We start from the raw sequence: 19,835 nt of genomic DNA on the forward strand, positions 1-19,835 counted from the left end.
CTCCGGCACTATTTCGTCACCGACAAGATTGGTCACTGGATGACCTACACGACCTAGCCGGTCCAACGCGTCACAGAGCGTAACAGTGAGTGAAACGCATCACAATGCCCTGATGTCAAATAATCGTGAAAATCTTCGTTACCGGAGACGCCTCCCCCGCGCGCCCGCTACGAATGTCGCAGCCGACGTGGTAAAAGCCACACTCCGTATCAACTACCAATGGACCAACTCCTCTCCCAGGTCAACCACCAACGAGAGGAACAGAAAAGTGCGTCTCAACCGTGTCGGGGCAGCCTTCGTAGCAGTGACCGCCGCCTTCTTCGGCGCTGCACTCATCGCCGCTGCACCGGCTCAGGCCATGAACCCGTGTCTCGGCGACAACCCGCCCGAGACCTGCACCGTCCAGGACCCGGGGCCGGTGGCGATCCCACCGACTGCACCGGCCGCCCTGGCCGCCACCTCCGTCCTCCAGTCGAACGTCTATCTGCAGTGGCAGGACAAGGCGACGACCGAGACGGCTTACTCAGTCCGCCGAGTTCTCAACGGGGCGAGCACGACCTCGTCGCTGCCGGCGAACTCGACCGCTTTCGCCGATGTGGTTCCTGCCGGATCGACGGTTGACTACTACGTCAGCGCCGTCGCCTGTATCGCCAACGGACGTTGTGCGAGCAGTGCCGCGGCCCACGTGAGCGTGACCACTCATCCGGCACCGGCTAGCCCGTCGGGTCATCTGACCTCGATCGGCGTCTACAACGGGTACTTCTACCTGGCCGGTTGGGCCATCGACTGGGACACCACGGCACCCATCAATGTGGCCGTGATCCTGGACGGCGTGGTCCAGTCCTCGAATCCGGCCGCCGGTGTGGTGAGTGGGCTGAACCAGACGAATCCCGGTTACGGCGATTCCCACGGCTTCGGTTTCTACCTCAGCAAGAGCGCGGTGAAGGGCACCCACCAACTCTGCTTGCGCGCGATCAACGTCGGCGGCGGCTCGGACACCGACCTCTACTGCACGAGCTACGTGACTCCGGGCAAGCCTTCGGCAGCGAGCGACCTGACGGTGAAGAACACCGGAACGGCGATCATCGTCAGCTTTACCGACAACGCCAACGACGAGGCGGGCTACTACCTACAGCGCAGCCTGGACGCCGGCACGACCTGGCTCGAGGTTGGCAGCGAGTACGCCCCGGTCCCGGGCGTCGGCGCCAAGGGCAGCGCCACCGACGTCTCGTCACCACCGGTCGGTACCTGTTACCGCATCATGATGACGAACGCCTACGGAGACTCTCCGAGCCCCTCCACCTGCACCGCGTAACGGCGGCAGCGGGCGGCAAGATCGTCCCCCGAAACACCCGAGGAACCCGGGTGAGGCGCCGGGAGCTACCAGCACTCCCAGACCTCACCCGGGTTCGTCGGCGTCGGTGAAGAGGTCGATGCCGCGACGGGCCGCGTCGGCGACCAGCACCCGACTCACCAAATCGGCGAGGAGACCGCGGTCAGCCGACGGCAGGCGCGCCAGCATCGCGGTGACGTCCGCCTCGAACCGCGCCGACACCTCCGCCACCAGTGATCGCCCCTCGTCAGTGAGCTCGACCTGAACCGAGCGTCGATCGCGGCCCGAGGGCACCCGGACGACCAGGCCGCGCCGCTCAGCCCGGGCCACCAGCCCGGTGATACTCGATTTGTCGAGCTCCAGCAGTCGCGCCAATTCGTTCATCGTTGGTCGGCGGTCCCGCAGGACGCCGAGGAGACGGGTCTGAATCATCGACAGCTCACGCTCGGCCGCGCGTCGCTCCAGCGTGCCGTAGACGGCGAAGGAGAGTTGCGCCAGCCCATCGACGCTGGATAGTGCCCGCTCGCTTCCTGCCACGCCGCCACCCTAGCTTGCCTTAGTACGTGGCACCAACTAGATTGGTACGTGACGCCAACTAAATCGGTTGGAGCAGAAATCGGTAGCGCAAGGAGGAACCATGCCGAAGGTGAATGCCGCCGTCGTGACGTCGTTCAGCGAGCCGCCGCACTACCGGGAGTTCGACCTCCCGCAGCCGGCTGGCGATGAGGACATCCTGGTCGACGTGCTCGCCGTCGGGTTGCACCCGCGGACTCGAAGCGGTGCCGCGGGGACGCACTACACGAGCACCCAGACGCTGCCTATGATCCCCGGGATCGACGGGGTTGGCCGGCGTGCGGACGGCCGATTGATCTACTTCGTGGCCGGCGACGACGTCATCGGAACGATGGCCGAGAAGGCCGTCGCGGATCGGCGCCGCAGCATTGAGCTCCCCGCCGACGTGGACGTCAGCAAGGTCGCCGCCGCCATGAATCCCGCGATGTCGGCCTGGGTCGCGCTGCGGCGCCGGGTCCCGATTCAGAGCGGGCAGAGTGTGCTGATCCTCGGCGCAACGGGGAACGCCGGCGCGATGGCCGTCCAGGTGGCCAAACGGCTCGGGGCCGGACGCGTCGTCGGAGCGGGTCGTGACCTCTCCCGGCTCCAGTCACTGGGGGCGCGCGGGGCGGATGCCGTCGTCCAGCTCACCGATGACGCGAAAGCCACGGCCCGAACCCTCGGCGAGTCGGCCGCCGAGGTCGACATCGTCCTCGACTACCTCTGGGGCGAGCCGGCCCAGAACGCGATGATGGCGCTGCTCACCGCGCGCTCAGATCGCAGCCGGGCCCTGGATTGGGTTCAGATCGGCTCGGTCGCCGGTCCGACGATCGAGTTGCCGTCGGTCGCGTTGCGCTCAGCCAACTTCCGCCTGCTGGGCAATGGCCAGGGTGCGGTCTCGAGGAAGGTTTACCTCGCCGAACTTCCTTCGCTGGTCGAGGAGATCAGCTCCGGCGCATTGGCCGTCACGGCAGACCCCGTTCCGCTGGCCCGAGTCGAGGAGATCTGGAGGCAACCTGACGCCCCCGGCCAGCGAACGGTCCTGATCCCCTAGCCTTCTCACCGATGGGCTGTATTGCCGCGTTACCGACCGGTACGATCCGCCAGTGACGACGCTCAGGGGCCGACCGACGCGCGGTCGGAATTGGCTGCTGCGGATACTCGCGGCGGCTCTCTGCTTCGCGTTGCTCGGCGCTGAACCGGTCGCTCTGGCCGGGCCGGCGACGCCCTACTTCTCCGGTCAGGAGTCGTTCGAGAGCACCCCGGTCGGCTCCGTACCCGCGCCCTGGAAGTTCGTCGAATACACCCCGGGGGTGTCGACGGCGCAGGTGGTCAGCGGCGCGGACGGCACTCACTACCTCGAGATCACGAGCCCGAAGCCGAATCACGCACGCCTCGTCGCCACCGTCGCCGTGAAACCGAACTCGATCTACCTCTGGCACGCGATGATCAGGGCCCGCGGCGTCGACGCCGGGCATGTCGGAGCGTTGCTCAACCTGGACAACGACACCGGCGGCACCGAGCCCGTGCGCGCCGATACCTGGTCCTCGGCCGACCTCTACATCCGCACCGGAAACCAGGCCGAGCTGGGCATCACCTTCGGCCTGGGAAATTTCTATGGCGTCACCAAGGGCGTGGCCGACTTCGACTCGCTGCGATTCTCGGAGGTCTCGGCCATCCCAGCGGGCGCGTCGACGAAGAAACTCAGCACCGCGGCGGTCGCGCCAGGCGCAGCATCGCACGCCGCGCAGAACCTGGCCGCCGAACGCCTCCCGTCGAGTCCGCCCAAACCGATCTACCCGCTGCTGATCCTTCTTGTCCTGGCCATCGGCGGCGCTGTCGTGCTGCTGCGGCGAAGTGGGGCAACGGGTTCCGCGCCACCCGTGGAGTCGCCACCGGATACGGAGAAGCCAGATGTCGCGTAGGAAAGCGGCCGCCCACGTGGAGGTGGTCGACGGTCTGCGGGGCATCGCTGTGCTGCTGGTCGTTCTCTTCCACCTCTACCTGCTGTCGTTCTGGGTCATCCCCATTCCCGGAACCGGCGGCTCGCACACCTTCGAGTTCATCCAGAGCTGCGGCAACCTCGGGGTCGAACTTTTCTTCTTTCTCAGCGCGTTCTGTCTCTTCTATCCGCACGCCAAGGTGATGGTGAACGGCGCGCCGGTACCCACCATGCGGCACTACACCTATCGGCGCGCCATCAAAATCCTGCCGTCCTACTGGTTGTGCATCATCCTGATCCTGCTCTTCCTGCCGGACCTCTACCCGATCAGCTCGCGGATCGGCACGCCTAAGGACCTGCTGCTGCACTTCTTCTTCCTGCACAACCTCTTCCCGGATACCCGGTCGAGCATCAACCTCGTGCTGTGGTCACTCGGCGTCGAGGTGCAGTTCTACGTCGTCTTCCCGCTGCTGGCTCGCGCCTTCCGGTGGAAGCCGTGGCTCACCTTCGCCGGCATGCTCGCGGTGGCGATCGGGTACCGCACCTGGGTTCGTCAGCACAGCCTCACCGGTTTCGACGTGGACCACTGGAACAACCAACTCCCCGCATTCTTCGACCTCTTCGCATTCGGAATGCTCACCGCCTATCTGCTGGTCTGGGTGCGCAACCGAGGGGCGGCGACCGTCGCGCTGCGGACGCTGTTCACCGTCATCGGTGTGGCCAGCTTCGCCCTCATGCTCTACGGATTCGACTGGCTCTACGACAACCGGTTCGCCGAGAACGCCGGAACGCTCTGGCGCTCTGAGAATCGGCAGTGGCTCGCGGCGACTTTCGCCGGCATCACCCTGGGCTTCACCTTCGCGGCCACCCCGATTCGGCGACTGATCGCGAACCCGGTGCTGACGTTTCTCTCCGTCATCTCCTACAACCTGTACCTCTGGCATCAGATCGTGGGACTGGTCGTGCGCGACCACATCTACCGCGCCTCGACGCCGACTCCGACCGACGACGCGCACTGGCGGATGCCCTACTTCTGCATCTCGTTCGGGCTGTCGATCCTCACCGCGACCGTCATCACATACGGGTTCGAACGTCCGTTGCTCAACCGCGGCGTGCGCGGGGTCTACCGGCAGGTGCGGGAATTCTTCACATCGTCGCGGGGCGCAGCCGCCGGCCCGATCGAGGAACTGCAACCCGCCGCCGCCAGCGACTTTCCCTGAGCCGGGGACGGTGGCCCCAACCACCGGCCTACTGAGTTACCAACCCGAGGTGAGGGTCTGCTTTCCCCGAGGTGACACTTCAATCTCCAAGCCGCCGGCACGCCGCCGTATCGGCGGCGCCGTGGGACGCTGCCGCCGGGTCGCGGCGACAGCTGAAGTCGAATGGTAGACGCGGCGACCCCGCACGCCGGTCAGCCGAAGCCAGCGTAGGTACCCAGGCTCAGAACGAGCCCGGCCAGGGTGAACACGATGAAGGTTCGCGTAAAAGGACGCCAAGCGGCAATGATGGCTACCGCCGCCACGCACCACGGGACCAAACTCAGCCCGTAGCGGGCGAGAACTACTGGGAAGTACAGCCGGGAATCCAGGAAGACCTGGATCTGCACGATTATCGGGAAAGCCAGCAGCCCACCGATTAGGGTGGCGCCGAGCTGCCAACGATAATCGCCGCGACGGAAGATGAAAACCAGACCCAGCGTGGCCGCGCCAGTTACGAGGATGAAAGCCCTCATCCACAGGACCATCAGCTTGCCGTTCAGCACCACGGGCAGGAAATACTCGTTGGTGGGTGGGAAGCCGCTGAAGAGTGTGCTGCCCCATTCGTCGAAGGGAAGGCCGCTGATCGGGCGACCGCTTACCCCCTTGATCGGGTTGATCCAATCCGCCTGGCCGCGACCGGACTGGAAGATCGCCCAGCCCTTGTAGACGACCAGCACACCAAGTCCGATGGCAATGACGCCCATGAGGTAAGTCCTGGCCTGGGCGCCCCGGCTCTCCGCCTCGAGATTCGGCTTCCGCTCCGCCTCGACGTTCGGCTTGTCTCGGTGCTCATTCCGCCAAGCGACCACAGCCATTACCGCAAACATTGCACCCATCGCCAAGAACGGCAGCGCGTTTATGACTTTGGTAGCGGTCACCAGGGCCGCTGCCACGAACAGCGGAATGGGTCGCACCTTGCGATCAACCAGAGCTTGCGCCATGAAGTAGAGCGCGACCGCACCGCACAATGGCGCCGCGGCGTCGTTAGTGACGGTGCTGGAGGCATAGATCACTGACGGAGAGGTCGCCAGCAGAAGGCCACCGGCGATCGCGACCAACAGAGGCACCCGGAATCGGCGCAATGCGAGGTAGAGAACGAACATCGCGCCGCCCAGCCAACCGACGCCGACGAGCCGGGCCATCGTGATGAAGTGTCCCGAACCGCCATAGATCGCTGCGCCGAGTCGAGCCAAGTAGCCCGTAATCAGGTAGTACAGCGGCGGATGGCCGAAGTTGTAGTCCTGCCCGCCGGCTGGGAAGGCGCTAGCTGGTGGCACGACCCGCAGATTGCAGGGAGGCCAGGTGACAATTTTGATCGCCATGCCATGGCAGGCGGCCTCGCCACGTAGCGCGGGGGCGAGGACGCCACCTTTCGCCGGAATCTCGCCGTGGGAGATTCGCCAGACGTAGTCAATGTGGGTGGTCTCGTCGAAGGGCGAGAGCCCCGGAGAGCGATGCACACTCGTGACGACAAGTGCCGCGGCGACGCCCATGAATACCAGCAAAACGAGAAAGTGAATGAGGAGAGCTTTCCAGCTCGTACTCCGGAAACGGGCGGTTAGCCCAGTCGTTCCGGCACTCGACTCGGGCGCTTTCTCGGTCTCGCTCAAACCTTCGCTGTCGGCCGAACGGCTCGATTCGGACGAAGCGACGGGCACGGTTGAGGTTGTCGCTGGCATTCTCGCCGTGTCCTCTCGCGACGCGCTAACTTGCTGATACTGCGTCCCATCGGGATCCGGCGTGTTCGCGGGCGGACTCGTCAAAACTCTCTTCCCCCGCCTCTCGGCGTTGCACTGTTCGTTATCGACGAAGGAGAGGCTATCAGCATTGGGTGAGGCGTCGGCCCTTGCCGCACAGTCGCCTTTTACGCCGTCTCTGTGGCCTCGCCCGAAGATTCAAAGCGGCCAGATGGGTGGCGAAACATGGATATTGCGAACTGGGGTGGGCGCTGACGGGTTCGAACCGCCGACCGCTCGGGTGTAAACCGAGAGCTCTTCCGCTGAGCTAAGCGCCCCATCCAACCCGCGCCACCTCACCAGCGGCGGGGCCGTTGGCAAGGGTACCTGGCGAGTCGCCGTCGCCCACAATCGACGACGGCGGCCGACCAGCCGTCGCGGACGTGACGATCGCCGCGTCCGGGTGGTGGGTGTGCCGGCTCCACAGTCGCATTGCGTACCGTAATTGCCGTGCTCAGGACCCTGCGACAGCCTCGCTACGCCGCGCTATCGGCGTTGATGCTGCTCGTCGCCGGACTCTGCGTCTTCCTCGGCACCTGGCAGATCGCCCGGCTGGCGACCAAGCGGGATGAGAACGCCGCCCTGCGCCACAACGACCACGCCGCCACCGCTCCGATCTCCGACGTCCTGCCCCTCGCCGGCAGCGGCCCCGCACCGAGCACCGACGAGGTCGAATACCGGCGGGTCAGTGCCACCGGAACCTACGACGCCACCCAGCAGCAGCTCGTGCGGCAACGGATCGTCGGCGGCGACACCGGCTACTACGTGCTCACGCCACTGCGCACCGACGGCGGGACGGCGCTGGTGGTACGCGGGTTCATCTCGGCCACCGGAGTCGGCGCCAATGAGAAGGTCACCGCGCCCGCACCCCCCACCGGGCCGGTGAGCATCGTCGGACGCGTCCGGATGGCCGAGACCCGCGAGGACAAGGCCGACCAGCTACCGAAGGGGCAGGTCGAGTCGATCAACCCGGGTGAGCAGGCGCCGCGCCTGGGAGTGGGCGTCTACCAGGGGTGGCTCCAGCTCCCCGCCGGTCAGCCCGGCACCGAGAACCTGACTCCACTCGCCGAGCCGGATCTCTCCAACCCGGCCGGTGGGGCGATCGAGCCGCAGCATCTGGCTTACATCATCCAGTGGTATCTCTTCGCTGCCCTCGCGCTGGCCGCCCCGATCGCCATGGCGCGGGCCGATATCAAGCGCGCTGACCAGGACTTCGATGCCCGGGAGTTCGACCACCAGGATGGCGCCCTGGATTCCGAGGTTGCGGCCGTCCCGGCCGCGATGACCGAGGAGGAGCTGCGGGCGAAGAAGCTGGCCGACCGCTACGGGCGGTAGCTCAGGCGGCGGTGAGCTGCTGAATAGCCTCCCGCCAGGCGTTGGCGTCGCGTCCCTGACCCGGCGAGTTCATCTCGGCGAACCGGATGATGCCCTCCTTGTCGATCAGGAAAGTGCCACGGTTAGCCATCCCGGCCTCGGTGTTGAATACGTCGAAGGCCTGCGCGACCGCGCCGTGCGGCCAGAAATCGGCCAGCAACTGAAATTCGAAGCCCTCACGCTCGGCGAAGATCTTGTGCGAGTACGACGAGTCGACGCTGAGCGTCAGCACCTCGACGTCATCGTTCTGGAAGGAGGCCATGTCATCGCGCACGACGCCCAGCTCATTGGTGCAGATGCCGGTAAAGGCGAACGGGTAGAAGATCATCAGGACGGCCTTCTCGCCACGGAACTGCGAGAGGGTGACCTCTTCGTTGTTCTGGTCGCGGAGGGTGAAGTCCGGGGCTAGATCGCCCACGGCTAGCGGCATACTCAGCGCCTTTCGGCTGGACGGGATCGGCGGGTGGCCAGCCGGGCACCGGCCCAGTCCGGGCCGATCGAGGCCAACGACGTCTGGGAGAGCCCAGCCGTGGGGGCAGCCTCGGCGATTTCGGAGGGCTCCACATAGCCATCGCGGCCACGCTTGGGCGTCAGGAGCCAGATGAAGCCGTTGTCGGCCAGTGGGGCTATCGCGTCTACGAGCGCGTCGACCAGATCACCGTCGTCGTAGCGGTACCAGAGAACGACGACATCGACGACCTCGTCGGAGTCCTCGTCCACCATCTCTTCGCCGGTGCGCGCTTCGATCGCATCGCGTAGTTCGGGGTCAACATCGTCGTCCCAGCCAAGTTCCTGCACGATCATCCCGGGCGAGATACCTAGCCGCTCAGCTACATCTGGCGTGGACCGCGGATTCGCGCTCGTGGCCAGAGCATCGTCCCCAGAGGCGGGGGGCGTAGTCACGAAGGATTCCTCCAAGTGCTCAGTGGCGGGCGGGCGACCGCCTGTGTGTCTTAGAACCTATCCCGTGACACGCCGCTTGCTAACACCTGCCTGGGCAGCTCACCGTGTGAGGGAGGACACTTATGGGGTGACTCGTGACAGATTCAGCATCATCACAGACGGCCTACCCAGCCAATTGCCCGATATTGACGCCGATGAGACCCGGGAATGGGTCGAATCCCTAGACGCGGCGATCGACGCCGACGGGCGCCAGCGTGCACGCTTCCTCATGTTGAAGCTGCTCGAACGCGCCCGTGAACGACAGGTCGGTGTCCCCGCCCTGCGCAGCACCGACTACATCAACACAATCCCCCCCGAGCGCGAGCCCTGGTTCCCCGGCGACGAGGACATCGAGCGCCGGATCCGCGCCTACATTCGCTGGAACGCGGCCATCATGGTGAGCCGCGCGAACAAGACCGTCGGGGTCGGCGGGCACATCGCCACCTACGCCTCGGCCGCCTCGCTCTACGAGGTCGGTTTCAATCACTTCTTCCGCGGTAAGGACCTCGCCTCTGGGACGGGCGACCAGATCTACTTCCAGGGCCACGCCGCCCCTGGCATCTACGCGCGCGCCTTCCTCGAAGGGCGCCTCACCGAACAGCATCTCGACGGCTTCCGGCAGGAGAAGTCACGGGCCCCGTACGGCCTCTCCTCCTACCCGCACCCCCGTCTCATGCCCGAGTTCTGGGAGTTCCCGACCGTCTCGATGGGCCTCGGCCCGATCGGGGCCATCTACCAGGCCCGGTTCAACCGTTACCTCACCGCCCGCGGTATCGCGGACACCAGCAACTCCCACGTATGGGCCTTCCTGGGTGACGGCGAGATGGATGAGGTGGAGTCCCTCGGCGCGATTGGCGTGGCCGCTCGGGAGGAGCTGGACAACCTCACCTTCGTCATCAACTGCAACCTGCAGCGCCTGGACGGGCCGGTACGCGGCAACGGCAAGATCATCCAGGAGTTGGAGACCTACTTCCGCGGCGCCGGGTGGAACGTCATCAAGGTGATCTGGGGCCGGGACTGGGATCCACTGCTGGCCAAGGACGGCGACGGGGCGCTGGTGAACCAGATGAACACCACGCCGGACGGGCAGTTCCAGACGTACACCACCGAGAGCGGCGCGCACATCCGCGAGCACTTCTTCGGCGGCGACCCGCGGCTGCGCAAGATCGTCGAGGACATGAGCGACGACGCGCTGCGCAAGCTCTCCCGAGGCGGACACGACTACCGCAAGGTGTACGCGGCGTTCCAGGCGGCGCGGGCCCACGTCGGGCAGCCGACGGTGATCCTGGCCCACACCATCAAGGGCTGGACGCTGGAGAGCTTCGAAGGGCGCAACGCCACGCACCAGATGAAGAAGCTCAACGCGGCCGACCTCAAGGCCTTCCGCGACCGGCTCTACCTGCCGATCTCCGACGAGGCGCTCTCGGCCGACCTCCCGCCCTACTACCACCCGGGCGAGAAGAGCGACGAGATCCAGTACATGAAGGAGCGGCGAGCCGCGCTCGGCGGTGCGCTACCCAAGCGCGTGGTCCGGGCCAAGCCGCTGACCCTGCCGGGCGAGGCCGCCTACAAGGAGCTGCGGGCGGGTTCGGGCAAGCAGCAGGTGGCCACCACAATGGCGCTGGTTCGGCTGCTCAAGGACCTCATGAAGGACAAGGAGATCGGCAAGCGCTTCGTGCCGATCATCCCGGATGAGGCCCGCACCTTCGGTCTGGACGCCATCTTCCCGACGGCGAAGATCTACTCGCCGCACGGGCAGGAGTACGAGGCGGTCGACCGGGACATGCTGCTCTCCTACAAGGAGTCGAAGACCGGCCAGATCCTGCACGAGGGGATCAGCGAGGCCGGTTCGGCCGCGTCGCTCATCGCCGCCGGCAGCGCCTACGCAACCCACGGCGAGGCGATGATCCCGTTCTACATCTTCTACTCGATGTTCGGGTTCCAGCGCACCGGCGACCAGTTCTGGCAGATGGCCGATCAGCTCGGCCGGGGGTTCGTCCTCGGTGCCACCGCCGGGCGCACCACCCTCACCGGCGAGGGCCTGCAGCACGCGGATGGGCATTCGCTGCTGCTGGCCTCCTCCAACCCGGCAGTGGTGGCCTACGACCCGGCCTTCTCCTTCGAGATCGCCCACATCTTCCGCGAAGGCATGCGACGGATGTTCGGCGAAGGGGGTCCGAACGGGGTCGGCGAGGACATCTTCTACTACCTCACCATCTACAACGAGCCGATCTCCCAACCGGCGGAGCCCGAGAACGTCGACGTCGAGGGCATTCTGCGGGGTATTCACCGCTACTCCCCCGCGCTGGCGATCGACGGGCGCCCGCGAGCCCAGGTGCTGGCATCGGGAGTCTCGCTCCCCTGGGCGCTGAAGGCGCAGCAGATACTCGGCGACGAGTGGGGCGTCGATGTCGACGTCTGGTCGGTGACCTCGTGGAACGAGCTGCGGCGCGACGCCGTCGAGTGCGAGCAGGCCAACCTCCTCGAGCCGTCGGATTCGCCGCGGGTCCCGTACGTGACCACCGCCCTGCAGGGCGCGCCGGGACCGTTCGTTGCGGTCTCGGACTGGATGCGGGCGGTGCCGGATCAGATCTCACGCTGGGTTCCCGGCGAGTACACCTCGTTGGGCACTGACGGGTTCGGTTTCGCCGACACCCGCGGCGCGGCACGGCGGTTCTTCCACATCGACGCGGAGTCGATCGTGGTCTCCGTGCTCGGCGAGCTGGCCCGTCGCGGCGAGGTGAAGCGGGAGGCGCCCCGTGACGCGATCGACCGGTACAACCTGCGTGACGTCACCGCGGCCGAGGTCGGCACCGTGGGCGGCGACGCCTAAGAACCGCTGTTGCACCGCGAAGGTCCTGCGGATCGTGCGTCATAGCGCGCGATCCGCAGGACCTTTCGCATGAGCGTGAGGTAAACGCTGCCGGGGCAGCCGCACCTCGATCGTGAGCCCTCCGGTCGGGTTGGCCCGAGCCTGCGAGCTTCCCCCGTGGGCCTGAGCGACCGAACGGACGATGGTCAACCCCAGCCCAGCGCCGGTGCGGTGGTTCAGCCGATCACCGCGGGCCCGGCGGAACGGTTCGAAGAGCCCGTCCACTGACTCCTCCGCCAGGATGCCGCCGGTGTTCGAGACCCGGATAGCGGGGTCGGCCGCGACCTCAACCAGGACCGACCCGCCCCGCACGTTGTATTTGATCGCGTTCTGCACGAGATTCTCGATGAGCCGCTCCAGCAGCACGGCCTCCCCCATCACGATCCTCGGCACCGTCCTCAACTCCAGCCGGACGCCGGCCCGCTGAGCCGACGCGAGATGACGATCAACGACGTGCCTGGCTAGCTCGTCCAGGCGCTGCGGCCCCGTCTCGACCAATCCACGATCGGTCTCCGCGAGCACCAGCAGCCCCTCCATGAGCTGCTCGCTGCGTTCGTTCGTATCTAGCAATTGCCGCCGGAGCAGCTCCAACTGCTCCGTCGTGGGTTCGTTGCTCATACCGACTTCGATGAGCGCCCGCTGCACGGCCAACGGTGTCCGCAGCTCGTGTGAGGCGTTGGCCGCGAACCGCCGCTGCCCCTCGTACCCGTCCGACACCCGGTCCATCAACCCGTCGATAGCGGTGGCCAGCCGCACTACCTCGTCGCGGCGGGGCAGCATCCGATTCCGCTCGCTGAGGTTCTGTATACCCATTCGCGACACCGACTCGGTCAGCAGACGAATCGGCCGAAGCACCCAGGTGATGAGACCGACCACGGCGGCCGTGGCGATGAGCAGACCGGCGATCAGCAACTGCCAATAGCGACCCGGGTGCTGGACGTAGCAGTCGGGGTACCCGAAATCACGCCACATCCCGCTGCAGTGCACCACCGTCGATCCGCCGGCCGCGCCGGAGATATTACGCAGCAGTTGGGCCAGCCAGCTGAAGTAGAAGCATCCGAAGATACCGAACGCGAGGAGCGCGATCAGCAGGCGCCGAGTGGGGGTGAACCGCACGAGGTCGTCACCCCCAACCGGTAGCCGACGCGGGGAATGGTCTGCACGATCGCCGGATCCCCCAGCTTTCGACGCAGGGTCATCACCGCGACCCGCACCGCGTTGGTGAACGGGTCGGCATTCTCGTCCCAGGCCTGCTCCAAGAGCTCCTCGGCGGTCACGACACGTCCCTCAGCCCGGAGCAGCACTTCGAGCACGGCGAACTCCTTCGGGGTGAGGTCCAGCACCCGACCGTCGCGCAGCGCGCTGTGCCGTGGGATGTCGAGGACGAGCCCGTCCTGCTCCAGAACCGGTTGGGTCGCCGCCCGGGAGCGCCGTCCCAGCGCCTGTACCCGGGCTGCGAGCTCGGCGAATGCGAACGGCTTGGTCAGGTAGTCGTCGGCTCCGAGGCCGAGACCGTCGACCCGATCGCGGATGCCGGCGGCGGCGGTGAGTAGCAGTACTCGAGCGTCGTTGCGGGTGTCACTGAGCCAGCGGCAGAGTTCGTCGCCGCTGCGCCCGGGCATGTCTCGATCGAGGACGACGACGTCGTACCGGTGCACGCTGATCCGCTCGAATCCGGCGTCCCCGTCGTAGCAGACGTCGACGGCCATCGAGAGTCGCCGCAGACCCTCGGCCACGGTGTCGGCCAGTAGTCGTTCGTCGTCAGCCACCAGTACCCGCATCGCTCTTCCCCGCTCCCAGTCATGACTCCGCGCTGACGGCTCAGTCTCGCCGAACTTTCATAAGGCGGCGATAAGCACACGCCGAACGGCCCCGATAGCCCGCCCTGGCCAGAGTCCTTTACAGCACCGGCAGCCCGAGCCCGGTGAACGGATTGGAACGGCATGCTCGACCAGCACCCACACTCTCCAGCCCGGCGCCCGGCAGCCTCCAGGCATTGGGCTTACCGCCTGATTGCGCTGAACATGATCGTCGCTGCGCTCTTCTTTGTCCGCCTCGGCTCGCATCGCCTCGGCTTCGGCGGGTATCGCGGCGATCTGGACGTCTACCGGCTCGGCGTCGACTCCTGGCTGCACAACCGCGGGCTCTACAGCGAACTACCTCGCACCCAGCATGGCGGCCTGCTCCTCTTTACCTATCCACCCTTCGCCGCGGTGCTCATGCTTCCGCTGGCGATCGCGCCACTCACCACGGCGAATCTCGCGATCACGGCGGCTAGCATGGCCGCTCTGTGGTGGACGATCCGACGTGTGTTCAACCTCCTCGACGGCGGGCAGAACGGGACGCGTGGCGCCGTTTCCGTCGGGCGTCTGCGCATCTCATTCGGGGAGTTGGTCGCGCTCCCGTTGGCGCTGCTTCTCGAGCCCACCCGCAGCGACCTCTGCTTCGGCCAGATCAACCTGCTGCTCATGTTTCTCGTCGCGTTCGACTGCCTCGGCCCGTTGACCGTACACCGCGCCGATCGTCACCGAGGTTGGTTCGTCGGTATGGCCGCGGCCGTCAAGCTGACACCAGCGATATTCCTCTTGTTTTTCCTGGCCATCGGCGACCGTCGCGCAGCCCGCAATATGGTCGCTTCCTTCGCCACGATGAACCTGATCGCATACCTGTTGGCTCCGAGCCAGACGGAGCTCTACTGGCGCCACATCGTTTTTCAGACCGGACGTATCGGCGAGCCGATCTTCGCCGGCAACCAGTCCCTGCTCGGCCTACTGGCCCGCGCCGGACTAACCGGACCGAGCCTTTCACTGGGCTGGCTAATGCTGAGTGCGCTCGCTGCGCTTCTGGCCTGGCGAGGCATGCGCCGGATACTTCGGTCGCTCCCGCCCGATCGTGCCCGGGTCTTCGCCCTGCTGGTGAACGCGCTGGCCGGGCTGCTCATCTCGCCGATCTCCTGGACGCACCACTGGGTCTGGGGCGTGGTCGGCCTGCTGGCCCTCACGTTTGATGCTGCCAATCACGGGCGTCCTCGACACCTCGTGGTCGCGGTTTCTGGTTTGCTGCTGCTGGCTGTCGCGCCACCGTGGTGGTTGCCCAACCATGAGGGGCGCGAACTGACCTGGAACCTCAGTCAGCAGGTCCTCGGCTCGTCCTATGTGCTCGGGGCGTTTGCTGCGCTGCTCACGCTCGTCCTGCCGCGCTCGAAGCGCGAAGGTCCTGCGTATTGCGCGTCATGGCGCACAAGACGCAGGACCTTTGCGACGGTGCGGGTTAGTCGGCCGACTTCCGGCGACCCTCCCGCGTCGTGATCGCGTCGAGCATCAGCCCGACGCCGATCGCGAACATCCAGATGTCCTTGGCGACGGGAGTGCCCTGCTGGGTCGGGAGCGGACGGCCTGGCGCATGCATCCCCGGCGTGCGCCACCACATACCGAGCAGTGATCCGGAGAATCCAGCCAGACCGGCCCCGGCCAACCCGGCCGGGACGATCGGGGTGAGCAGCGCCGTACCGAGCGCGACCTCGCTCGCCGCGACCAGCTTCAGAAACTTCTTCGACTCGATGCCCGACAACGCCGGGTAGGCGCCGGCGGCCATGCCGTGGATCGCGGCCGCCGTCTGTTCATCTCCTTTGAGCTTGCCCAGGCCCGCGTTGAGAATGAACGCACCGGTGGCCAGCCGACCTGGTGCCCGCCGCAATTTCGCCGAGAGACTCATCCGATTCCTCCGTACCGCAGTGGATTAATAGCGCGCGCCGACCACCACCGACGCGAGGGCGTCCAACTCGTCGAGTTCCGATGCACTGAGCTGGACGTCCATGGCGGCGATGTTCTGCTCGAGCCACTTCACTCGCTTCGTTCCCGGGATGGCGACGATCGAAACACCGAGGCGCTCCGGCTGCGCGTAGACCCAGGCGAGGGCGACCTGCGCCGGCGCGACACCCTTGCTCGCCGCGACCCCGGCGACGGCATCGGCGATGGCCTGGTTGGCCACCCCGGCCTCGCCGGCGAAGCGCGGGTTGACGCCGCGGAAATCCTTCGAGCCGAGCGAGGCGATGTCGATGGTCGCGGTCAGGAAGCCGCGTCCCAGCGGCGAGTAAGCCACCAGCGCGACGCCGAGCTCACGCATGACGTCCACCGCCTGGGTCTCCACCTCCCGCGTCCAGAGGGAGAACTCGCTCTGCACTGCGGTGATCGGATGCACCGCGTAGGCCCGGCGCAGCAGGTCACCGTCAACCTCGGAGAGGCCCAGATGACGTACCTTTCCCGCCTGCACGAGCTCTGCCATCGCGCCGACCGTCTCTTCGATCTCGACGTCCTGCGGCGGCCGGTGGGAGTAGTAGAGGTCGATGTGGTCTACGCCTAGACGCAGCAACGACGCGTCACAAGCCCGCTTCACGTAGGCCGCCGAGCCACGAATGCGCCGATCGGCGTCGCCGCCCGAGCGGTCGATCCCGAACTTGGTGGCCAGCTGCACCTCGTCGCGTCGCCCCACGATGCCGCGACCGACCAGCACCTCGTTGTGCCCGGTTCCGTAGATGTCGGCCGTGTCGAGGAAGGTCACCCCGGCGTCCAACGCGGCGTGGATGGTGGCGATGCTGCTCTCCCAGTCGGTGTCGCCGTAGTACTCGCTCATGCCCATGCAGCCAAGGCCCTGAGCCGAAACGTTGAGTCCGGCCAGATCAATGCGGTCCAAGTTGATGCTCCCTCAATGGTGGTTTCGCGGTTCCTCCTCGAGGCTAGCCCTCTAGGAGGAACCGCCCCGCGCGATCAGAACTCGATGAGCAGGGCCTGGGCCGGGCCGATCGCCCGCATGCTCCGGCACACCGCCGCACCGCTCGAGCCACGAATCTCGGCACTGTCGCCGGCGGCCAGCGGCAGTTCGCCGAGTTCGACCGCCCCGACGGTGACATGCAGGTGCAGTCGCGACGTCACATTGATCACAGACTCGCCACCGTCCTCCAGCTCCAGCACCCGAAGCGTGGCGCCGGCCGTCAGCGCAGAGCCGTCAGCGACCACCGAGTCGAAGAGCCTGTAGCTGGGTGGACCGGGTGGCGTGCCCGGCCGCAGCAGCATCTGGATGAAGCGCAGCGGCTGTCGATCCGACGCATTCCGTTCGCTGTGCGTGATCCCGACTCCGGCCCGCTGGTACTGCAGCTGGCCGGGATGAACATCGTGCCGCCGGCCCGTGTCGTCGGCGTGCGTGAGCACGCCCTCGAGGACCCAGCTGAGGATCTCCACATCACGATGCCGATGGGCGTCGAACCCGGCACCCGGTGCGAGGTGGTGCTCGTCGTGGCCGATCAGCGCGCCGAATCCCATCCGCTGCGGATCGAAGTAGGCACCGGCCGAGAAGGCGTGCCGCGAAGTGATCCCGCTGCCGGAGCTGACGAACCGCTCCTCGCCCCGCAGGATCCGAATCATCGCGCCGAGTCGGGTGTCGGGGCGGGCTGGATGGTGGGCTGGATTGCGGGCTGGATGGTGGGGCGGTGGCTGTGGTCGGCGGCCCAGGCCAGCAGATCCTCCATGCCCCAGGCATTGACGACGCTCTCCACCGGCACCGCACAGCGGGCGGCCCGGTCGCACCCATAGGGCTGCCAATCCAGTTGCCCGGGCGCGTGGGCGTCGGTGTCGATCGAGGTCAGGCAGCCGGCCTCGACCGCCAGGCGCAGCAGCCGCTTGGGCGGGTCCTGCCGTTCGGGACGCGAGTTCACCTCGACCGCGACGCCGAACTGCCGGCAGGCGGCGAAGACTATCTCCGCCTCGAACTCCGACGGGGGCCGCAACCGCTTGCCGGTGACCATCCGGCCGGTGCAGTGACCGAGGATGTCCAGGTGTGGGTTGGAGATCGCGGCAACCATCCGCGGCGTCATCTCCGCCGAGGGCATCCGTAGCTCGCTGTGCACACTGCCGACGACAACGTCCAGCCGCCCGAGCAGCTCCGGCGTCTGGTCCAGCGTCCCGTCAACCAGGATGTCCACCTCGATGCCGGTGAGAATCCGGAATGGCGCCAATTCGCGGTTCAGCTCGGCCACCACGTCGAGTTGGCTCTCCAGACGCTCGGCGGTGAGCCCGTTGGCGACCTTCAGGCGCGGCGAATGATCGGTCAGCACCATGTATTCATGGCCGATCAGCAGCGCCGCCTCGGCCATCTCGCGAATCGGGGAGCCACCGTCGGACCAGTCCGAGTGGGTGTGGCAGTCGCCGCGCAGGGCGCCCCGCAACTCCGCACCGGCCTCGGCCAGCGGCTTCTCCCCGGTCGCCTCGACCCGGCGCAGGTACACCGGCTCCTCTCCGGCGAAGGACTCGACGATGCAGCGGGCCGTCACCTCGCCGACGCCGGCCAGCTCGCGCAGGGTTCCCGCCTCGGCCCGATCGCGCAGGTCGTCGGTGGAGAGTTCGGCGCAGACGTTGGCTGCGGTGCGGAACGCCTTGACCCGGTAACTCGGTTCGTGCGCACGCTCCAGCAGGAAGGCGATACGACGTAGATCGGCCACCGGGTCGCGTTCGGTCATATCAGTTATTCTCGCCCCAGCGGTATCCGGCGTGGGACGCTGGGCACATGGTTGCGGGAGAGTCGGTTTCTGGAAGGCTAGAGCCGTGAGACTCACCAGCGACGACGCGAGTTCGGCGGAGACGATCCGGCTCATCGAGCAGTCGGCCGGACGCATCGCCACCGTCAGCGTGGCTCGGATGGATGAGCAGCTCAGCTGGTTTCGTGCGCTGCCGGCCGATCAGCGCTCCTGGGTGGCCCTGGTGGCGCAGGCCGGCGTCGCGTCCTTCGTCGAGTGGCTGCGCTCCCCCGACGAGGTGCTGCGACTCACCGGCGAGGTCTTCGCCGCCGCCCCCCGGGCGATGGCCCGCATGGTCACGCTGCAGCAGACCGTCGAGCTGGTACGGGTCACCATCGCGGTGGCCGAGGAGCAGATTCCGCAGCTGCTCGGTGCCAGCGAGGACGCCGCCCGGTTGGAGCTACTGCGCTTCAGCCGGGAGATCGCCTTCGCAGCGGCCCGCGTCTACGCCCGGGCCGCCGAGTCGCGCGGTGCCTGGGACACCCGGCTGGAGGCGCTGCTCATCGACGGGTTGGTCCGCGACTCGGCCAGCGAGCTCTCGCCGGCCAGCCAGATCGCCGCCCTGGGGTGGCGGTCGACCGGCCCGGTGACGGCAGTTGTCGGTCCAGCACCCGATCGTCCGGTGGACGAGGTGCTGGCCGACGCGCGGAAGATAGCTAATCAGCTTAGCCTTGACGTTCTGGCCGGAGTTCTGGGCGGACGCCTCGTCATGGTGCTCGGAAGTGTGACCGATCCGCTCCTCGTCGCCACCGACATGCTCGAGGCCTTCGGCGACGGACCGGTGGTGGTCGGGCCACTGGTCGCCGACGTCAATGACGCCAGCGCCGTCACGCGCAGCGCTCTGAGCGGCCTCGCCGCCGCGCCCGCCTGGCCGGGAGCTCCGCGCCCGGTGGCCGCTGATTCGCTACTTCCGGAGCGGGCCCTCAACGGCGACGTCGATGCCCGAATCGCGCTGATCGACAGTATTTATAAGCCATTGGTGGAGGGCGGCGACGTACTGGTCGAGACGGTCGCGACGTTCCTGGCCAACGGCGCCGCCCTGGAGAGCACCGCCCGCGCCCTCTTCGTGCACACCAACACGGTGCGCTACCGGCTGCGGCGAGCGAGCGAGGTCTGCGGTGAATCTCCCACCGATCCGCGAGGCGCCTTCATCATCGCGCTCGCCCTCGCGCTCGGTCGCCTGGGCGCTCCCGTCGTATGAGACGGTGAGGTAACCGTGGGTAACGATTGGATGAATCCTCTTAGCACGGGCCGTGG

At 66.8% G+C, this 19,835-nt stretch carries 18 protein-coding genes and 1 tRNA gene; 8 read left to right on the forward strand and 11 right to left on the reverse strand.

The window, feature by feature from the left end; translation table 11 throughout:
* The first annotated feature begins 268 nt into the window (after positions 1 to 268).
* Positions 269 to 1,315: a hypothetical protein gene (locus tag CPH63_RS17935; protein WP_096304161.1), complete on the forward strand. Its 1,047-nt coding sequence runs from the start codon at positions 269 to 271 to the stop codon at positions 1,313 to 1,315.
* 84 nt (positions 1,316 to 1,399) lie between these two features.
* On the opposite strand, the gene CPH63_RS17940 is transcribed toward CPH63_RS17935, so the two are convergent.
* Positions 1,400 to 1,870: a MarR family winged helix-turn-helix transcriptional regulator gene (locus CPH63_RS17940; protein ID WP_197704426.1), complete on the reverse strand. Its 471-nt coding sequence runs from the start codon at positions 1,868 to 1,870 to the stop codon at positions 1,400 to 1,402.
* 100 nt (positions 1,871 to 1,970) lie between these two features.
* Here CPH63_RS17940 and CPH63_RS17945 point away from each other — a divergent pair, with 100 nt between their 5' ends.
* Genes CPH63_RS17945 through CPH63_RS17955 form a run of 3 tightly spaced genes read left to right on the forward strand, consistent with a single transcriptional unit; the run spans position 1,971 to position 5,047 of the window.
* Complete coding sequence (locus CPH63_RS17945) at positions 1,971 to 2,939, forward strand: zinc-binding alcohol dehydrogenase family protein (protein ID WP_096304162.1); 969 nt, start codon at positions 1,971 to 1,973, stop codon at positions 2,937 to 2,939.
* Between the two features lie 52 nt (positions 2,940 to 2,991).
* Positions 2,992 to 3,810 carry a hypothetical protein gene (locus tag CPH63_RS17950; RefSeq protein ID WP_096304163.1) on the forward strand — a complete coding sequence of 273 codons (819 nt, stop codon included), beginning with the start codon at positions 2,992 to 2,994 and terminating at the stop codon, positions 3,808 to 3,810.
* Positions 3,800 to 5,047 (forward strand): acyltransferase, encoded by a 1,248-nt coding sequence (locus tag CPH63_RS17955; protein ID WP_096304164.1) that lies wholly within the window; start codon positions 3,800 to 3,802, stop codon positions 5,045 to 5,047. The genes CPH63_RS17950 and CPH63_RS17955 overlap by 11 nt, the downstream gene beginning before the upstream one ends.
* 191 nt (positions 5,048 to 5,238) lie before the next feature.
* Here CPH63_RS17955 and CPH63_RS17960 read toward each other — a convergent pair whose 3' ends face one another.
* Positions 5,239 to 6,744, reverse strand: coding sequence for a glycosyltransferase family 39 protein (locus tag CPH63_RS17960; RefSeq protein WP_206745583.1), 1,506 nt, complete (start codon positions 6,742 to 6,744; stop codon positions 5,239 to 5,241).
* Positions 6,745 to 7,028: 284 nt separating this feature from the next.
* Positions 7,029 to 7,100, reverse strand: a tRNA-Val gene (locus CPH63_RS17965).
* 172 nt (positions 7,101 to 7,272) lie between these two features.
* Between CPH63_RS17965 and CPH63_RS17970 the strand changes: the two genes are divergently transcribed.
* Positions 7,273 to 8,157, forward strand: a complete 885-nt coding sequence (locus CPH63_RS17970) for an SURF1 family protein (protein ID WP_157749635.1) — start codon at positions 7,273 to 7,275, stop codon at positions 8,155 to 8,157.
* A gap of 1 nt (position 8,158) precedes the next feature.
* On the opposite strand, the gene CPH63_RS17975 is transcribed toward CPH63_RS17970, so the two are convergent.
* Positions 8,159 to 8,626, reverse strand: coding sequence for a peroxiredoxin (locus CPH63_RS17975; protein ID WP_096304167.1), 468 nt, complete (start codon positions 8,624 to 8,626; stop codon positions 8,159 to 8,161).
* A 2-nt stretch (positions 8,627 to 8,628) separates the two neighbouring features.
* Complete coding sequence (locus tag CPH63_RS17980) at positions 8,629 to 9,000, reverse strand: DUF3052 domain-containing protein (RefSeq protein WP_206745714.1); 372 nt, start codon at positions 8,998 to 9,000, stop codon at positions 8,629 to 8,631.
* A gap of 226 nt (positions 9,001 to 9,226) precedes the next feature.
* On the opposite strand from CPH63_RS17980, the gene aceE reads away from it, so the two are divergent.
* Entirely contained in the window at positions 9,227 to 11,971 is a 2,745-nt protein-coding gene (gene aceE, locus CPH63_RS17985) for a pyruvate dehydrogenase (acetyl-transferring), homodimeric type (RefSeq protein WP_096304168.1), read from the forward strand.
* Positions 11,972 to 12,010: 39 nt separating this feature from the next.
* On the opposite strand, the gene CPH63_RS17990 is transcribed toward aceE, so the two are convergent.
* Together CPH63_RS17990 and CPH63_RS17995 are read right to left on the reverse strand one after the other, a co-directional pair.
* A complete protein-coding gene (locus tag CPH63_RS17990) occupies positions 12,011 to 13,126 on the reverse strand; it encodes a HAMP domain-containing sensor histidine kinase (RefSeq protein ID WP_096304169.1) in 1,116 nt (371 codons plus the stop codon).
* On the reverse strand, positions 13,096 to 13,791 hold the full coding sequence (locus CPH63_RS17995; protein WP_096304170.1) for a response regulator transcription factor: 696 nt from the start codon (positions 13,789 to 13,791) through the stop codon (positions 13,096 to 13,098). Before CPH63_RS17995 ends, CPH63_RS17990 begins: the two co-directional genes overlap by 31 nt.
* 243 nt (positions 13,792 to 14,034) lie before the next feature.
* On the opposite strand from CPH63_RS17995, the gene CPH63_RS18000 reads away from it, so the two are divergent.
* Positions 14,035 to 15,318, forward strand: a complete 1,284-nt coding sequence (locus CPH63_RS18000; protein ID WP_157749636.1) for a glycosyltransferase 87 family protein — start codon at positions 14,035 to 14,037, stop codon at positions 15,316 to 15,318.
* Here CPH63_RS18000 and CPH63_RS18005 read toward each other — a convergent pair.
* The 4 genes from CPH63_RS18005 to CPH63_RS18020 all read right to left on the reverse strand — a co-directional run bounded on the left by CPH63_RS18005 (position 15,281) and on the right by CPH63_RS18020 (position 18,521).
* Entirely contained in the window at positions 15,281 to 15,724 is a 444-nt protein-coding gene (locus tag CPH63_RS18005) for a hypothetical protein (protein WP_096304172.1), read from the reverse strand. The two genes, CPH63_RS18000 and CPH63_RS18005, sit on opposite strands and share 38 nt — an antisense overlap.
* 24 nt (positions 15,725 to 15,748) lie before the next feature.
* A complete protein-coding gene (locus tag CPH63_RS18010) occupies positions 15,749 to 16,648 on the reverse strand; it encodes an aldo/keto reductase (protein WP_096304173.1) in 900 nt (299 codons plus the stop codon).
* 128 nt (positions 16,649 to 16,776) lie between these two features.
* Positions 16,777 to 17,430, reverse strand: a complete 654-nt coding sequence (locus tag CPH63_RS18015; RefSeq protein WP_096304174.1) for a pirin family protein — start codon at positions 17,428 to 17,430, stop codon at positions 16,777 to 16,779.
* Positions 17,427 to 18,521, reverse strand: a complete 1,095-nt coding sequence (locus CPH63_RS18020) for a PHP domain-containing protein (protein WP_096304175.1) — start codon at positions 18,519 to 18,521, stop codon at positions 17,427 to 17,429. The genes CPH63_RS18015 and CPH63_RS18020 overlap by 4 nt, the downstream gene beginning before the upstream one ends.
* An 85-nt stretch (positions 18,522 to 18,606) precedes the next feature.
* Here CPH63_RS18020 and CPH63_RS23260 point away from each other — a divergent pair, with 85 nt between their 5' ends.
* Positions 18,607 to 19,779 (forward strand): CdaR family transcriptional regulator, encoded by a 1,173-nt coding sequence (locus tag CPH63_RS23260; RefSeq protein ID WP_197704428.1) that lies wholly within the window; start codon positions 18,607 to 18,609, stop codon positions 19,777 to 19,779.
* Positions 19,780 to 19,835: the final 56 nt, after the last annotated feature.

Source organism: Jatrophihabitans sp. GAS493 (genome assembly GCF_900230215.1).
GTDB lineage: Bacteria > Actinomycetota > Actinomycetes > Mycobacteriales > Jatrophihabitantaceae > MT45.

What these genes read in the sequence shown, in the direction of transcription:
- CPH63_RS17945 (WP_096304162.1), top strand. Translation starts at nt 1,971, where the DNA reads ATGCCGAAGGTGAATGCCGCCGTCGTGACGTCGTTCAGCGAGCCGCCG.
- CPH63_RS17955 (WP_096304164.1), top strand. Translation starts at nt 3,800, where the DNA reads ATGTCGCGTAGGAAAGCGGCCGCCCACGTGGAGGTGGTCGACGGTCTG.
- CPH63_RS17975 (WP_096304167.1), bottom strand. Translation starts at nt 8,626, where the DNA reads ATGCCGCTAGCCGTGGGCGATCTAGCCCCGGACTTCACCCTCCGCGAC.
- CPH63_RS17980 (WP_206745714.1), bottom strand. Translation starts at nt 9,000, where the DNA reads ATGATCGTGCAGGAACTTGGCTGGGACGACGATGTTGACCCCGAACTA.
- CPH63_RS17995 (WP_096304170.1), bottom strand. Translation starts at nt 13,791, where the DNA reads ATGCGGGTACTGGTGGCTGACGACGAACGACTACTGGCCGACACCGTG.
- CPH63_RS18000 (WP_157749636.1), top strand. Translation starts at nt 14,035, where the DNA reads ATGATCGTCGCTGCGCTCTTCTTTGTCCGCCTCGGCTCGCATCGCCTC.
- CPH63_RS18005 (WP_096304172.1), bottom strand. Translation starts at nt 15,724, where the DNA reads ATGAGTCTCTCGGCGAAATTGCGGCGGGCACCAGGTCGGCTGGCCACC.
- CPH63_RS18010 (WP_096304173.1), bottom strand. Translation starts at nt 16,648, where the DNA reads ATGGGCATGAGCGAGTACTACGGCGACACCGACTGGGAGAGCAGCATC.
- CPH63_RS18015 (WP_096304174.1), bottom strand. Translation starts at nt 17,430, where the DNA reads ATGATTCGGATCCTGCGGGGCGAGGAGCGGTTCGTCAGCTCCGGCAGC.
- CPH63_RS18020 (WP_096304175.1), bottom strand. Translation starts at nt 18,521, where the DNA reads ATGACCGAACGCGACCCGGTGGCCGATCTACGTCGTATCGCCTTCCTG.